Consider the following 14358-nt stretch of genomic DNA (forward strand, 5'->3'; position numbering starts at 1 on the left):
TGGACACCCCCCCTGGCAGAAACTGCTTGACAGTCAAGACAGTTGCTGGACCCCGCTTCGTTGACATGGCCGAACGATGGCCATGGCCAGGAAATTGTGGGTTAGCGCCTATGGGGCGCTGCACTGAATGGTTCCCTGTGATGAAACCTTCCCATGCGTCATGGCATGGAGTCAGAATGGGGCCCGTGCCAGCTCCTGGATTGTGAGGCATCCATCGTCACATCTTTTGCACCTTGTCGGGTTATGGAATATCGATCCTTTGGTCGCACCGGTCTACAGGTATCCGTTTTTACCCTGGGGGGCATGCGCTTTCTGCGCGTCTGGGACCAGCCGGCGGACGAACTGCCGGATGAGAGCCTGGAAAATGCCCATCAGGTGGTTGTGGCTGCCCTTGAGGCAGGGTGCAATCTGATTGAGACGGCCCAGGGCTACCCCAAGAGCGAGGCGTTGATTGGACATGCCTTGCGTCATGTGCCCCCTTCCTTGCGGGGCCGCTCTCTCCTCGAAGGCAAAGGGGCGCCCACCGCCACCCCGGAGGCCATGCGGGAAAATCTGGAACGAACCTTGCGCCGCCTGGGGGTGGACCGTCTGGATCTCTTTGCCTTGCATGGGATCAACAACGAACTCGATTATCAAAGGACTTTTGGGCCGCGTGGATGCTTGGCTGTCCTCGAACAGGCCCGCAACGAGGGATTGATCGGGCATCTGGGGTTTTCATCCCATGCCCCCCTGTCGCTGATGTTGCGAACCCTGAGCACAAACGCTTTTGATTTTTTCAATGTCCACTATTACTACTTTCACCCCGCAAACGGGCCGGCAATAGCCCTGGCCGCAGCTTTGGGCATGGGGGTTTTCATCATTTCGCCCAACGACAAAGGGGGGTTGCTCTATCAACCTCCCCAACGATTGCAGCGCCTCACCGCCCCGTTGCACCCGGTCAACTTCAACGAACGGTGGTTGTTGGCCCATCCTGAAATACACACCATGAGCATCGGTTTAAGCGAACCCGCCCAGATGGGCATACATCTGCAAACGCTCGCGCCCAAACCCTTCTGGGGCGCCGAAGAGCGGGCCGCCGAGGCCCGTTTGCAGGCTGCGGTGCGGAATTCGGACCTGGAAAGATGTCGCGGTTTGTGCCAAAGATGCCTTCCCTGTCCGGAAAAGATTGAAATTCCCGAAATGATGCGGCTTCTGAAACTGGCGGAGTGTTATGACATGGTTGAGTTTGGCCGCTATCGCTACGGCAACATGCAGCCAGACAATCGTTGGGTTCCCGGCGCCAAGGGGGTGGCTTGTACGCGCTGTGGTGACTGCCTGCCCCGTTGCCCAGCCGGGGTGGCCATCCCGGAACGGCTCTTGACGGCACATCGCCTGCTGGATGGTGAAACGAGGGATGATCCATAAGCGGTAACCATGCACGCCCGGCAACACATTGGGGTTCAGGGAGCTGGCTCCCTGGCAGGGCCTAAGACGGCGTCCTGGTGGGGTTCGGGGCGAAGCCCTGAAAAAGGCTTTCATATCCAGGTTGAACGCATATCATGAACGATGCTTTTCGCTTCAAAACCCATGGCCGCAAGCAGGGTCACCTCACCCAGGTGCAACGGGCACAGTTGGAAGAGACCCTGTCGCGCTATCATCTGGAACCCCGCTCTGAACGGGAGACGTTTTTACGGCAATGGGGGCGTGCTGCGACCAGCGGAATGTTGTGGGTGGAGATCGGTTTTGGCAACGGCGACTATCTGGCGCACATCGCCGAGCGCCACCCACAAGATGCCATGGTCGGTGTCGAGGTCTTTCTTGAAGGCATCGCCTCTCTGACCCGCAAGCTGGATCTGGCTGGTCGGCACAATGTCCGGGTGGTTCGCGGTCATGCCCACCCGATCCTGCGCGACATGTTGCCCGACAACGCCATCGACCGGGTGATCGTCAATTTTCCCGACCCGTGGCCCAAGAAACGCCACCATAAGCGTCGTCTGATTCAACCGGAGTTTCTTGACCTCCTGGCCATGAAAATACGCCCCGGCGGTCGTCTTACCCTGGCAACCGACTGGCAGGAGTATGCTGCATGGATGGAAACCATCCTCGGTGCCCATCCCGCTTTTGTCGGAGGTCCATCCCCCCCGCCTGAGGAGTGGATCGTGACCCGCTTTCAACAAAAGGGCCATCAGGCCGGGCGCCCAGCCCTTCATTTGGCCTATGAGCGGCGTTTGGATTGACCCCGGGCCACCTCTGCCACAACTTCCAGCAGGCGTTGTTTGCGAACCGGCTTGGTGACGTAATCCGTGCATCCGGCGGCCATGGCCATCTCCTTGTCTTCCCGCAAGGCGTGCGCGGTGAAGGCAATGATGGCGGTGGGAGACCGGCCTTGTTCCCGCTCCCACTGGCGGATCTCCCGCGTGGCGGCGTAGCCATCCTTGACTGGCATCTGAATGTCCATCAAGACCAGATCATACGCCTGGCTGCAAAATTTTTGCACCGCCTCTTCACCATGGGCCGCCATATCGAGACGGTGCGGCGTGGAGGCCAGAAACGCTTTGATCAGGATCAAATTATCTTCCGCATCGTCCGCCAACAAAATGGACAAACTTTCCGTACCCGAGGTGTGCCGGGTCTTTTCAGAGTCTGGAAGTGGGGCAGCCGATATCGCCGGTTCAGGCTCGGAAACGATGGGAAACTGGGCCTTGAAGGAAAACGTACTGCCATTCCCCTCCACACTTTTGACCCAGATGTGGCCATCCATCTGCCTGACCAATTCTTTGCAAATGGCCAGCCCCAACCCGGAACCGCCAAAACGACGGGTGGTTGAAGGGTCACTCTGGACAAATGGATCGAAGATGGTCTGGAGCATCTCCTGGGGAATGCCGATACCGGTATCCACCACGGAAAATTGCAGGTACGCCTTTTCCGTGGCCCGGCTCACGGTCAGTTGCACATGGCCATGCCGGGTAAATTTGACGGCATTGCCTGCAAGATTGAGCAAGATTTGATGTAAACGCTGGCCATCGCCCAAAACACGAGCCGGCACGTCGGCATCCATGTGCCAAGTGACCACGACACCTTTGGCCTGCGCCGCCAGGTAGAGAATTTCCACCACCCTTTGGAGCAGGTCTGCCAGAACCACTGGGGCCTTTTCCAGCGCCAGTTGACCCGCCTCGATCTTGGCAAGATCCAGAATGTTGTTGATCAAGATCATCAGTCCCTCTCCCGCCCGATTGAGGATGGAGAGATATTGGCGCTGTTCCGGGGAGAGGGATGTTCCGACCAACAGCTCCGTCATGCCGATCACCGCGTTCATGGGGGTACGAATTTCATGGCTCATGTGGGCCAGGAAGGTGGATTTGGCCTGGTTGGCAGCCTCGGCATTCTCCTTGGCCGTGCGTAAATCGGTTTCAGCCTGCTGACGCAAACGGGCCATGGTCAAAAAAGCCTGGATCAAATCGCCGATCTCATCCTGATGGTGCGCACGGATGGAGAGATCATAATGCCCCTTGGCAACATCCGTGGAGGCGGACCCCAGCGCCCGGATGGGACGAATAATCGAGGTGAAAACCAACACGCTCAACAAGCCACCCACAACGATCAACAACAAACAGGACCACCAGGTGAGCCTGGAGAGAACATCCAGCGCACGGGTGAGGGTCTCCCGGTGCTCGACCAGTTCATCCATCTCTTTGTCGATGGCGCGTCGGATGATCTTGTCAAGCCGATGGTTGATGGCCTCGAATGTGTGTTCCTCGCTTTGCAGCGTCCCATTCAGGAGACCATCCGACCCCAAAAGCTTCTCACTCAACTGGATCAGCGTCTCGGCGTGGGTGCGAATGTCCTGCAAAAACATCTGCTCGTTGGGGAAATACTCCTCCACTAACTTTTGGTAGGCCATGATATGCGCACGCAACTCCTTTACGGTTTCGCGTTGCTCCTCGACTTCGTGCTCCAGGTCGAACCTGTCACCCTGAGGTTGGGTGGGCACCTGGACAACATTGTCAGGCACGCGCCGTAGCAAAAGGATACGGTTGGTGGAAGCAAACAGGTTGAGGGCATAGCCGTGCAGCTCCGAAAGTTCGCGCACCACCGGCACGGTGCGCCATTCCAGCATGTCCCATCCACTTTTCAGATGGTGGGACAAAAACTCGAAAGCCATGGCGGCAGCAAGCAGAAAGATGGCCATGATGATGTGTAATGACAAAATCTTGTTACGAATTTTCATGATGACCCTATCAACATGCCTCTTCTCGCGCACCACTGTCGAGCGCATGGCGCCAAAGCGCCTTCCAGGGGGACCGGTCTTGTCAGCAGGTACCCTGGGAGGTCATGCTACCACAACTCGATGCATGAATGCCTGATGATCCTGTCACCAAATCCGCAAACAGCGCAACGATCCAACACCTGACCATGACCAGCTGAATCGTCAAGCTCAACCAAAGTGTTTTCTCACCCTTGGAATGAAATCGTGAAGCACGATAGGCTTTGTCACAAAATCGGCGGCACCGAGTTGAAAGGCTTTTTCCCGAGTCGCGCGTGATTCATCCGCAGTCACAAGGATGACGGGAATATCTCTGCCACTGCTGTGGGCTGCTTCCAGAAGCTGAAAACCATCCAGGTCGGGCATGAAGACATCGGCAATGAGCAGATGGGGTTGCAAGCCATCGAGCAGGCGCCTGTAGGCCTCCTGACTGGAGTCCAACCCTGTCACTGAAAGTTCCATGGCTTCGAGCTTTTTGACCATGAACTTCAGCAGGTCGGGATCGTCGTCCACAATCATGACGGTGGGTTGCACACGGGGCAGGCGGACCACCATGGTAAACCCGGAGGCCTGATCGGGAATGATTTGCAGGGAACCCTGGTGTGATGCCAAAATCCGGCGGGCCAGGTAGAGATTTTGCGGTCCGGTAGGAAGGTGCGACTCTGCAACCTTCCCATCCCCATGGACATGACAACTCCCGGCACCGGATTTCGTTCCTGAAGGACCAGCGATGGTAATGGCAAAGCCGGATAACCCGGCAGTCACATCCTGGTGGTGGATACGCAGTGCATCCTCCTGGCCGCAATAATGGAGCGCATAGGCCATGATTTCCAATACCACCTGCTTGAGCAATACCGGGTCGGCAAACAGGCGAAAATACTCGGATAACGTATTGGTGACGACAATGCGCTTGTCGATGATCATTGCCGCATGGTCGGAAAGAGTCTGCCCGAGGATCGACCTGATGTTGACAAACTGTCTTCGGATCGACACGTCGAGGGCTTGTCCGCTTTCGACGTTGGCCGACAGATGGTCAAGACTCCGGCTCCAAAAATCAAACTCCTTGATTCGTTCGGTGAACTCCTGGTACTGACTGTGCGCTTGGCGCTGCGCCGCAAGCCGCTCCTCGTTGACGGCGTCGTAATGATCGACGAGGGCATGCACGACCTTGCCATCCAGCAAGCCGTTTTCGACTTGTTCGGCAAAGATGTCCCTGACCTTCATTTCGGACATGCCAAGTCGGTAAGGCCGATCCTCGGAAAGGGCGGTGAAAATGTCGGCAACCGCCACGATGCGGGCTGCAAACGGCAACTCCTCGGCAACCTTGCGAAAAGGATAACCGGACCCATTCAACCTTTCGTGATGGAATACGCACCACTGAATGACTTCATCGATACCTTGGATCGGCTCCAGAATCCGCATCGTGTGATAGGTATGGGATTTGATGATGTTGAATTCAGCGCTGCTCAAGGCGCCGTTTTTTTCCAGCAATTCGCGTGGAATAGCCAATTTTCCGACATCGTGCAAAAGCCCGGCGACGGCTATCTTTCGACACTCGCTCCCTGAAAATCCGATGATGCGGGCTATGGATTCCGCCACTGCCGCCACACCCTGCGAGTGCGTGGAGGTAAAACGGCTCTGGAAATCAACCAACTGAGACAAAAGATGGGCGAATGAGGCCAGAATATTGTGTGTCAGGTCGATTTCATAGCCTTTGACCCAACGGCGCAGAATGTGGGAGAGGTCTGGCGAGGTCAATTCAAACCAAAAATCATCCCGCTGCACAAGACGGGTAAACCAATCCACCACCAGTGGGTGGAAAAGGTCGGGACAATCTCCCTTGACGGTGGTCAAGACATGTTCAATCTGGGGATGGATGTCGGATTGGTAGTCGATCAGCACATCCACGCGGTCAGCCAGGTGGATGACATGACTTTCAAAAGGCACCTTCTGGTCGCAAAAACGGTGGCCGGCGCCATCTTCCCAACAAACGTGGTGATGGCGGATAATCGTTGCCGGATGTTCAAACAGGTCGAAGTCATGCAGAAGCTGGTAACCCACTTCGGCGTGGCGATGGGGATGGTGCAGCTTGTAGTGAAAAAACTCGGACCGGTCATCCGTCCACACCGCTCCCAGGTCGTGCAGCAGGCTGGCGACAAAGACATCATTTTCCTGTTTGCGATTCAGGTCACCCATCTTGCTCAGGCTTTTGGCGATATAGGCCACACGAACGTGATGCCGGACAAGCCCCTTGTCGACCAGGTCCAGGGCCAGGGTGAGGGACTGCACCAGATCGATGAAATCAATCCTGGGCTCACGCATGCCCAGCCCCCGTCTTCATCCGGTGAACCCGCCGACCTGCGGCCAACGACCCCGGCAGAGTCCGATTCGCTGCCGGCAACCTCGGCAGCGCACAAGCGTGCATGACAGAACCTGTACTCATCGAATGCCCCCCGCATTCACCTCATTGTGGTTGTTTACAGTCTTGGATCCCCACTCTCCTGACCTCGATCTCTGGATCTTCCTGTCTGGCAACTATTCATCTCCTTTCCTATCACCATCACCATCAGGCGCCCTTAATCCATGCCTGATTTTTCTTCAGGAATCATAAACAGGAACGTTTCATAGCGTCCAAAACTGTAATGCCGGACGAAAAATTGGTAATTTTTAATTTTCTCCATAAAATAAAGAGGAATATTCCAAAGATCGGCAACCTGGTAGGAGATGCATATAATGACTTGAGTACGAAATTTTTCCATGAGGCGGAGCACCCCATCCATGACCAAAACCTCTGACCCGCACAAGCTCAACTTGATCAGATCAAGACGTTCAAGACCGATCTCCGCCACCAGTTGATCGATGGTTTTGCTGGGGCAACCGTGCAGTTGCAATCCATCGCTGTGTCCATGCAGGACTGGCCGCAAGTCCATGTTTCGCCCATCGAACGCCATCGGCAGGAGAGTACCGTCTTCCGACAAGGCCACCTCGTGCAGAAACACCTGTTCCTGATGTTGGGCAAGGGTGTTTCTGGCATGCTCACACAAAAAGCGGAATCCGAGGGGATCAACGCAGTGCAATTGTCCCTCTTTGCCGATCAGGGCCAAAAAGGGTGGGATTTCTCCCCCTTCGGCAATACCGCAATCAAGAATCACATCGCCCTTTCTGATGATGGAGCAATCCACATATTTTAGTGGTTGGAACATGCGCTCACGATACAGTGATACCATATCGTTGAAATTGTAAACAAATAGACACATGTAAATTTTTTTGCTGACAGCATCTTGCAGATTGGCTGCAACTTCCATAATCGAATCGGTATGTTTCAGCCAATGATCCTTCAAGTAGATATTCATGGCGTCGGAGTGGATGGAGATGCCGCCACTGTCTGTCCTGCAAAGCGTGCTTTTGGTTTCCAGCAGTCTGGATATGATGATATGGGTATCGCATGTCATGTTGCCGTCAGTGCCCCGGACAATGCCTTCCGGGTGATCTTTCCAGAGGTCATACAAACCAAAAATACAGTTTTCCACATAGATACAAAGGAATACAGTGTGGTCGGAAACACCGTTTTGTGTCAAATCGTTCAGGATGGCTGCCCAATTTTTATCGGAAACGAGTATCGCGGCGTGTTGGTCTGTCGCAGCGACAGGTGAGGGGATCGTGCCGAGGCAATTTTTATTTTTATTCAATTTGGCCAGAAGGGCCCCGGTCAGGAGCGTATAGGTATCCGATCCAAGGAGGTAGAATTTTATATCATCGGGAAAATCCAGAAGAGTTTTCAGAAAAATCATACCCCAACCTCAAAGATCGACTGCCTGCAACGACAAGCGGACCCGGCAAAATGATTCGTGTCAAAGTCTTCTCTTGACAAGGGTGATGAATCGTTACCCAAAAAGCAAGGTAACGATTCACTACCCGGCAACTTTATGGTATGTTTTTTGCAACAAATTTGCAGAAAATTCCGACTACCGATCTCAATCTTTACAAAAGGGTGTGTCCTATGATCCGGAATGGCCAAGCTCAACCCAACAACTGGTTCTGGCCCTTTATCGATCCCGTTGAAGAGGAACTCCGTACCTTCCTCTCCATCCGGGTTTTGGCCAAGGAGCTGGAAATTCCGGAGGAACTCGTCCGCGCCTGGTGGCATGACAGGATCAAACCCATGTCTCACCCTCAGCCCCACTGAGCACACCGGAAAAATGCAGCTGCAACCCTGCGGCAGCCTTTTGGCGGGAGAACCAGCCCCCTGGATCCCGATGCGTTGCCGGGTGCCGGACAGTCATTGGCAAGCGACCAACCACATGCCGAGGTGTCGGAAATGACAATTTGTCGTCGACATTCGGGAGGGAGTCTTGACACCTGGGATGCCACCAACCTAGAATTACCCAGAGAACGTGTGGAGGGGCCGCGTCGGTCGCTGTGTTTTTGGCGGCTGGGGTCGGTGGTGTCTGGAAGCGTCGGCAACGCTGGAACGGACTGACATAAGGAACAAGGAATAGCCGAACATGGATGAGCACTCCGCAGAAACTCCGGCTCAGGGCGGTTTTTGGAGCGAGCACAAGCCCCAGGATCAGCAGGGGGCAGGAGAGGGGGAAGGCAGCCATGCGGGAGGTGACGCCCCGTCCGGGAGCGATCTTCTTGCCGCCTTGGAGCAGCGCTGGGAGTCCGTCTCCCAGAGTCTTCGTGCCCTCCGTCAGGAGAATCAGCAACTGCGAGAGCAAACTCAGCAGCGTGACCACCAAATAGCCGAGGTCCAGGGCGAAGTCGAGCGGTTGAACCGTCTGGTGGCGGATTTGCAACAGGAGAAGGGTCAAACCATCACGCGCATCGAGGCGCTTCTCACCCGGTTCAATGCGGCAGAAACACAAGCCTGACCACCGTGACAGGGTCACGAAGCCATGTCCGAGTCCGTCGAGGTGAGAATTCAGGGTCATGTTTTCAGATTGAAAACGGATGTCGGGAGGGAGTACGTTCACGATTTGGCTGTTTTTGTCGACGAGACCATGAAGAAAATGCACCGCTACTCCGCCAGCTCTTCCGTTGATCGGGTCGCCATCATGGCGGCGTTGGGCATCGCCGACACCCTTTTCCAGTTGCAGAAAGAGGGTCGGGTTGCCGGGTCGGAAGGTTCGGATTTGGATGCGGGTTTTGTTGAGCGTGTTCAGCGGCTGATTGTCGCAGCTGATCGTTTGCTTGAAGAGGAGTAGAGTTATCGTCCCCTGCGGTGTGCGTGAGGATTCTACATCCTCCTGAGCCGATACTTCTGAACCTGGGATCTTTGCTCTGGCCGTGGAGTGTAACTCCCCCGGGAGTTGCCGGAAGCGGTTACCCAGAGATCCAACTTGATCGATAGGGTTCGAGAGGTTGCAATCCCACGGCACCGGCGGGGGTCTACTCTTGACTGACAGCAAATCGGCTCTGCGGCGGCAGTTGCGGGATCGGCGGCAACGTCTGACTGTGCGGGGTGTGTCGCACCTGAGTCGCCGGGTGTGCGTGCGGGTGTCGGCCCTCTCCGTGTACCGGCAGGCATGCTCAATCGGTTTGTACCTGCCGATCGACAACGAGGTTGACACCTCGTATCTGCTCGCAAGCGCCTTGCGTTGGGGCAAGCGCGTCTTCCTGCCGGTGACCAATCGGCAGAAAAAGTCCATGCAGTTTGTGCGGTATCAAGAGGAAACACCCCTCCATGGGGGGGCGTTTGGCATCCCTGAACCCGTGCCGGATGCCCACGACCCCGCCATCGATACACCAGGAGGTCTGGATCTCCTGTTTCTGCCGTTGGTGGGATTTGATCGACGCGGGGCGCGTTTGGGATACGGGGGCGGTTTTTTCGACCGGTTCCTGGAAGCGCACCCCCGACCGCCTCTGATAGGGCTGGCCTACGGGTTCCAGGAGGTGGCGACACTTCCTCAGGATCCCTTGGATGTTCGGTTGGATGGAGTGGTGACAGAACGGGAGATCATCCTGTCGGCAGCATCTCCGTCATCCTGAATCGGCCAGTCTGGAACAATCATGCCTGACCCCCCGCGTGTGGCTTTCGTCCCGTGGGGAAGGGAGACTGGAATATGGTCATGAACCTTTTTATGCTCGTGTTGGGACTCCTGGCCGGAGCGGCCCTGCCGGCGTACCTCCTGCTCAAACAACGCCAGCAGCTTCTCCTCGAGCAGGAAGGACAGGAAGAAAAAACCCGTAAAATTCAAGAAAATGCCGAAAATCGGGTGCGCATTCTCGAACGCGAGACGGAGTTGCGCGACAAGGATGCCCGGCTGCGCTACAAAGAAGAGCTGGAACGTGAATACAATGAACGCCAGCGGGAAGTAAGCCAGCAGAAAAAAAGGTTGGACAAACGTGAAGAGGTGCTGGACCGAAAAATCGAGCAACTCGACAAACGCGACGCCGAGTTGGAGCGACGCCTGGTCCAGGTCGAGAAGGATCGAGAAAATGTCGCTGCCGAGTCGGCCCACTATCAGGAGCTGAAAGCATCGGTGTTGCGACGTTTGGAGGAGGTGTCGCAAATGTCCATGGTGGATGCCCGGGTGCAGTTGACCAACGAAATCCGCGAAGATGCACGACGGGAATCCGCACGTCAGCTCAAACAAATCGAAGAAGAAACCAAACGTACAGTCAAAAAACGCAGCAGTGAGATCATCGCCACGGCCATCCAGCGTTACGCCGGTGAATATGTCGCAGAGAACACCGTCTCCGTCGTGGCACTGCCCAACGACGACATGAAAGGGCGCATCATTGGCCGGGAGGGCCGTAATATCCGCGCCATGGAAGCCGCAACCGGCTGCGATCTGATCATCGACGACACCCCGGAGGCCGTGGTGGTTTCCGGTTTCGATCCTGTCCGGCGCCAGGTTGCCAAACGCGCCATCGAGGAGTTGGTCACCGATGGCCGAATCCATCCAGCCCGCATCGAAGAGGTGGTGCGCAAGGTGCGCAAAGTGATCAACAACGAGATCCGTGAGGCCGGCGAGCAGGCCATCTTCGACCTGGGGATCCATGGCGTGCATCCCGAGATCATCCGCCTGCTGGGCACGCTGAAGTTTCGCACCTCCTACACCCAGAATGTCCTGCGTCACTCCATCGAGGTCGGTTACTTCGCCGGCATCATGGCGGAGGAACTCGGCCTGGATGGCCATATCGCCAGACGCTGTGGATTGTTGCACGACATCGGCAAGGCCGTGGATCACGAAACCCCCGGATCGCATGCTGTCATCGGTGGCCAACTGGCCAAAAAATTCAAGGAGAGCAGTGTGGTCAGCAATGCCATCTGGTCCCATCACTTCGATGTGGAACCGGCATCGGTTTATGGACCTCTGACCAACGCAGCCGATGCTCTCTCTGCGGCCAGGCCAGGGGCACGGCGGGAAAACGTCGAAACCTACATCAAACGCCTGGAGGCTCTCGAACACATCTGCACGGATTTCCAGGGTGTCGAAAAAGCCTATGCCATCCAGGCCGGTCGCGAGGTTCGCGTCATTGTCGGATCGGACCGTGTCAACGATGAGGGTTCCATTCTGTTGGCCAAGGAGATCGCCACCCGGGTCGAAAACGAAATCACCTACCCTGGTCAAATCAAGATTACGGTCATTCGCGAGGTCCGCACGACAGAAATCGCCCACTGAAGCCAACCCGACGCATCGGATTCAGGGTGCTGGCCCCCTGTGTGCCAACCTGCTTGAGCGCACATGATGTTTCGGGCCTTGATCACCCTTTCGGCCATGATGGACCCAAACGGTAACCATCGCACCACGGCGCACCATGGGTATGCCCGTTTCAAAAGCGCTTGCCCTGGTCGTTGCTCCGGTTTTCCGATCTACTCGCTGGATGTGTCCGCAACGACACCCTGCCAAAACTCCAGAGCCTCACGTGCAATGACCTCCGCCCCAAAAGGGGCTTCGTCGTTGACCCATTTTTTTTGGGCAGTGTCGAACAAAAACCTGCCGTAAGGTCCACTGGGGGAGCCTTCCGCAGGGTCGGATGCACCGTGCTGCCGGGCATAGACGCGAACAGACTTTTGCTTGGGTGTTGCACCAAACCCCACGACGCTTCCCAAAACGTTTGTACGCATGTAGCATCTGTCGCGTACCCCATCCTCGATGATACTCTGGCTCAGGGCATCGAAACGATCCAAAAGGCCCTGGCGCTTGATCTCCTGGCGCAGGTGGTAGCACAGTCGGCGCACATCCTGGTCGGGAAAAAATCCCCGCCGCGTGCGAAACCTGTGGCAGGTGCAGGTTAGACGAAAAAGATTCACCTGGTGCAACAACGTCTCCTTGTTCCGTCCCGCGACCGGTTGGGGTTTGTCCAGTTCCCGGGAAAATGGCGGCAGCAAAAAGGGAGAGCATTTTTGAAGCGCACTCATTGCCTTGTTTCTACGAATCTTTGGCAACAAGATGCCATAAACGATCCCAAGCCAGAGGGCGATGAAGCCAAATGCTACAATAAGAGTCCACATGGATAAAATCCGAGTTGGTATGGGAACAGTCGAACAGAATGGTCTGGATCGATCAAATCAACGACTGGGCGAATATTACGGAATGATCATGAAGAAGCAAATTTTTTTCCTGATGAACCGCTTTTCTGGCAAAATAGGTTCGTTCCTGCCGCTTGCTGCATGGCTCCTCTCCTGGCTGTGCTTCTCCTGGGTTGGAGTCGGGCAGACAGCCGAACCCGATGAAATCCTTCAGGAGGTGGATCAGGCCATGGGGGCCGATTCCCAAATCATGGTCATCCGGGTGGTCAACCGGCGGGGAGCAAAGGAAGATGCCCCCGTGGTGTTCACCATCGCCAAAAAGGGGGGTGACCGTCTGGTGGCCATGATCATCGCTCCCGACACCGTGCAGGGCGTGACGGCCTTCCGCTCGGGTGGCGAGCTTTGGCTGCGCATCCCCAACCGCAAGGTGGAGATGCAACAGGAGGGTCTCGTCAGAACCTTCATCGGGGGCGGACTCTTCAACAACGAAGATCTCCTGCACCTGGACTACCATACGGAATTCCAGGCCAGACTGGCCCGGGAAGATCAGGCCAACTGGTACCTCGAACTGACGCCAAAATGGCCATGGGTTCCCTATGCACAAGTCAGCATGGTGGTGGACAAGGCGTTCAAACTGCCCCGGGAGGTTACCCAGTATGGTCCCAACCATACGTTGATCAAGACCATCCGCTACACGCAGATGCAACACTTTCGGGATGGCCCCATGCGTCCGTCACTCCTGGAAACCACCAATGCCCTGAATCCTGAGTACACATCAACCTTGCGCTATGGAGATGTGCAACCCACGGATATCCCGGATACGCTGTTTGATAAAACGGCCTTGAGTAAAATCAGGGATTATTTTTTGCAGGAAAAGTAAGGTATGGATACCATGGTTTAAGTCGTATTATGATCATCCTGGCTTGTTGTGTAAACTTTGAGCATGATACCGTACCATTCATGGAGGGTGCCATCGTGCAGGGTGAGTCCAATAAATTGGCCGACTTTCTGGTCGAAACAGTGAGCATGTTTTTCCAGAAGACAGGGGAGCCCATCCTCATGTCTGAGTTGGGTAAACTCGTCAGGGAAAATCCTGACAAACGGCTTGCTCTTCCTTACGGCGCCAAGCTTCTGGGATTCATCCGCAGCCACCTGTTGGATTCGTTGAGTGTCGTTGTGCATCCTCAGCACTCCGCACGCATCTTCATTGCACCCATGGGCAACAAGGTTGAAGCAGAAAAGTTTATGCAGGAACACCCCCCTGGTATCCAAACCAGGCCTGCCAACATCAATGTGACGCTCCCTTTCTATGCCAGCCGGATTCAACGTGCCGTCCTGTTCGCTTTTCAAAAACCACTGGGTGAAGGCAAACGGCGTTACCTGAGCTTGCACCATCCTTTTCGCTTTGGCGATGATAGGGAGAGTGATCCGGAAAAAAATAAAAACGAGTTCATCTATATCGACCGACGGTTCACCATGACCCAACAGGAGTTTGATGAACACCCGTTCATCAACCCCAATGAAGACCCCATCGCCATAGCAAAATTTCAGGAGTGGCTTGCGGAGACGGGCCTCTCTCCAATGGCGCTTAGATAGCCGAGAAACATCATTTTTTCAACGCTAATCGTGCTTC

The 14358-nt window shown here is 55.5% G+C and carries 13 protein-coding genes and 1 other RNA gene; 10 read left to right on the top strand and 4 right to left on the bottom strand.

Translation table 11 applies throughout. The features are described 5' to 3' along the window. The first annotated feature begins 243 nt into the window (after positions 1–243). Both HQL63_14015 and trmB read left to right on the top strand, forming a co-directional pair. Positions 244–1404, top strand: coding sequence for an aldo/keto reductase (locus HQL63_14015; protein ID MBF0177945.1), 1161 nt, complete (start codon positions 244–246; stop codon positions 1402–1404). A gap of 134 nt (positions 1405–1538) precedes the next feature. Further along, positions 1539–2216, top strand: a complete 678-nt coding sequence (gene trmB / locus HQL63_14020; protein MBF0177946.1) for a tRNA (guanosine(46)-N7)-methyltransferase TrmB — start codon at positions 1539–1541, stop codon at positions 2214–2216. Here trmB and HQL63_14025 read toward each other — a convergent pair. The 3 genes from HQL63_14025 to HQL63_14035 all read right to left on the bottom strand — a co-directional run bounded on the left by HQL63_14025 (position 2195) and on the right by HQL63_14035 (position 8034). Next, positions 2195–4207: a response regulator gene (locus HQL63_14025; protein ID MBF0177947.1), complete on the bottom strand. Its 2013-nt coding sequence runs from the start codon at positions 4205–4207 to the stop codon at positions 2195–2197. The genes trmB and HQL63_14025 overlap by 22 nt on opposite strands. A gap of 207 nt (positions 4208–4414) precedes the next feature. Further along, complete coding sequence (locus HQL63_14030) at positions 4415–6565, bottom strand: HD domain-containing protein (protein MBF0177948.1); 2151 nt, start codon at positions 6563–6565, stop codon at positions 4415–4417. 254 nt (positions 6566–6819) lie between these two features. After that, positions 6820–8034, bottom strand: a complete 1215-nt coding sequence (locus HQL63_14035) for a hypothetical protein (GenBank protein ID MBF0177949.1) — start codon at positions 8032–8034, stop codon at positions 6820–6822. A gap of 209 nt (positions 8035–8243) precedes the next feature. On the opposite strand from HQL63_14035, the gene HQL63_14040 reads away from it, so the two are divergent. The 6 genes from HQL63_14040 (at position 8244) to rny (ending at position 11874) form a co-directional block, all read left to right on the top strand. Beyond that, complete coding sequence (locus HQL63_14040; GenBank protein MBF0177950.1) at positions 8244–8429, top strand: hypothetical protein; 186 nt, start codon at positions 8244–8246, stop codon at positions 8427–8429. 319 nt (positions 8430–8748) lie between these two features. Then, positions 8749–9117 (top strand): hypothetical protein, encoded by a 369-nt coding sequence (locus tag HQL63_14045; GenBank protein ID MBF0177951.1) that lies wholly within the window; start codon positions 8749–8751, stop codon positions 9115–9117. Positions 9118–9141: 24 nt separating this feature from the next. Then, positions 9142–9450 (top strand): cell division protein ZapA, encoded by a 309-nt coding sequence (locus HQL63_14050; GenBank protein ID MBF0177952.1) that lies wholly within the window; start codon positions 9142–9144, stop codon positions 9448–9450. 6 nt (positions 9451–9456) lie between these two features. Next, positions 9457–9637, top strand: a non-coding RNA gene (gene ssrS, locus HQL63_14055) — 6S RNA. 3 nt (positions 9638–9640) lie between these two features. Next, positions 9641–10234, top strand: a complete 594-nt coding sequence (locus HQL63_14060; GenBank protein ID MBF0177953.1) for a 5-formyltetrahydrofolate cyclo-ligase — start codon at positions 9641–9643, stop codon at positions 10232–10234. Positions 10235–10314: 80 nt separating this feature from the next. Next, the gene (gene rny / locus HQL63_14065) at positions 10315–11874 is read left to right on the top strand and encodes a ribonuclease Y (GenBank protein MBF0177954.1); all 1560 of its coding nucleotides are present in this window, start codon (positions 10315–10317) and stop codon (positions 11872–11874) included. A gap of 191 nt (positions 11875–12065) precedes the next feature. Here rny and HQL63_14070 read toward each other — a convergent pair whose 3' ends face one another. Further along, entirely contained in the window at positions 12066–12707 is a 642-nt protein-coding gene (locus HQL63_14070; protein ID MBF0177955.1) for a hypothetical protein, read from the bottom strand. Between HQL63_14070 and HQL63_14075 the strand changes: the two genes are divergently transcribed. Together HQL63_14075 and HQL63_14080 are read left to right on the top strand one after the other, a co-directional pair. Further along, positions 12706–13605, top strand: coding sequence for an outer membrane lipoprotein-sorting protein (locus HQL63_14075; protein ID MBF0177956.1), 900 nt, complete (start codon positions 12706–12708; stop codon positions 13603–13605). The genes HQL63_14070 and HQL63_14075 overlap by 2 nt on opposite strands. An 80-nt stretch (positions 13606–13685) precedes the next feature. Continuing rightward, positions 13686–14321: a hypothetical protein gene (locus HQL63_14080; protein ID MBF0177957.1), complete on the top strand. Its 636-nt coding sequence runs from the start codon at positions 13686–13688 to the stop codon at positions 14319–14321. The last annotated feature ends 37 nt before the right edge of the window (positions 14322–14358 follow it).

Source organism: Magnetococcales bacterium (assembly GCA_015231175.1).
In the GTDB taxonomy this organism is placed as follows: domain Bacteria; phylum Pseudomonadota; class Magnetococcia; order Magnetococcales; family DC0425bin3; genus HA3dbin3.

What these genes read in the sequence shown, in the direction of transcription:
- HQL63_14040 (MBF0177950.1), top strand. Translation starts at nt 8,244, where the DNA reads ATGATCCGGAATGGCCAAGCTCAACCCAACAACTGGTTCTGGCCCTTT.
- HQL63_14070 (MBF0177955.1), bottom strand. Translation starts at nt 12,707, where the DNA reads ATGTGGACTCTTATTGTAGCATTTGGCTTCATCGCCCTCTGGCTTGGG.
- HQL63_14075 (MBF0177956.1), top strand. Translation starts at nt 12,706, where the DNA reads ATGGATAAAATCCGAGTTGGTATGGGAACAGTCGAACAGAATGGTCTG.
- HQL63_14080 (MBF0177957.1), top strand. Translation starts at nt 13,686, where the DNA reads ATGGAGGGTGCCATCGTGCAGGGTGAGTCCAATAAATTGGCCGACTTT.
- trmB (MBF0177946.1), top strand. Translation starts at nt 1,539, where the DNA reads ATGAACGATGCTTTTCGCTTCAAAACCCATGGCCGCAAGCAGGGTCAC.
- rny (MBF0177954.1), top strand. Translation starts at nt 10,315, where the DNA reads ATGAACCTTTTTATGCTCGTGTTGGGACTCCTGGCCGGAGCGGCCCTG.
- HQL63_14015 (MBF0177945.1), top strand. Translation starts at nt 244, where the DNA reads ATGGAATATCGATCCTTTGGTCGCACCGGTCTACAGGTATCCGTTTTT.
- HQL63_14035 (MBF0177949.1), bottom strand. Translation starts at nt 8,034, where the DNA reads ATGATTTTTCTGAAAACTCTTCTGGATTTTCCCGATGATATAAAATTC.
- HQL63_14045 (MBF0177951.1), top strand. Translation starts at nt 8,749, where the DNA reads ATGGATGAGCACTCCGCAGAAACTCCGGCTCAGGGCGGTTTTTGGAGC.
- HQL63_14050 (MBF0177952.1), top strand. Translation starts at nt 9,142, where the DNA reads ATGTCCGAGTCCGTCGAGGTGAGAATTCAGGGTCATGTTTTCAGATTG.
- HQL63_14025 (MBF0177947.1), bottom strand. Translation starts at nt 4,207, where the DNA reads ATGAAAATTCGTAACAAGATTTTGTCATTACACATCATCATGGCCATC.
- HQL63_14030 (MBF0177948.1), bottom strand. Translation starts at nt 6,565, where the DNA reads ATGCGTGAGCCCAGGATTGATTTCATCGATCTGGTGCAGTCCCTCACC.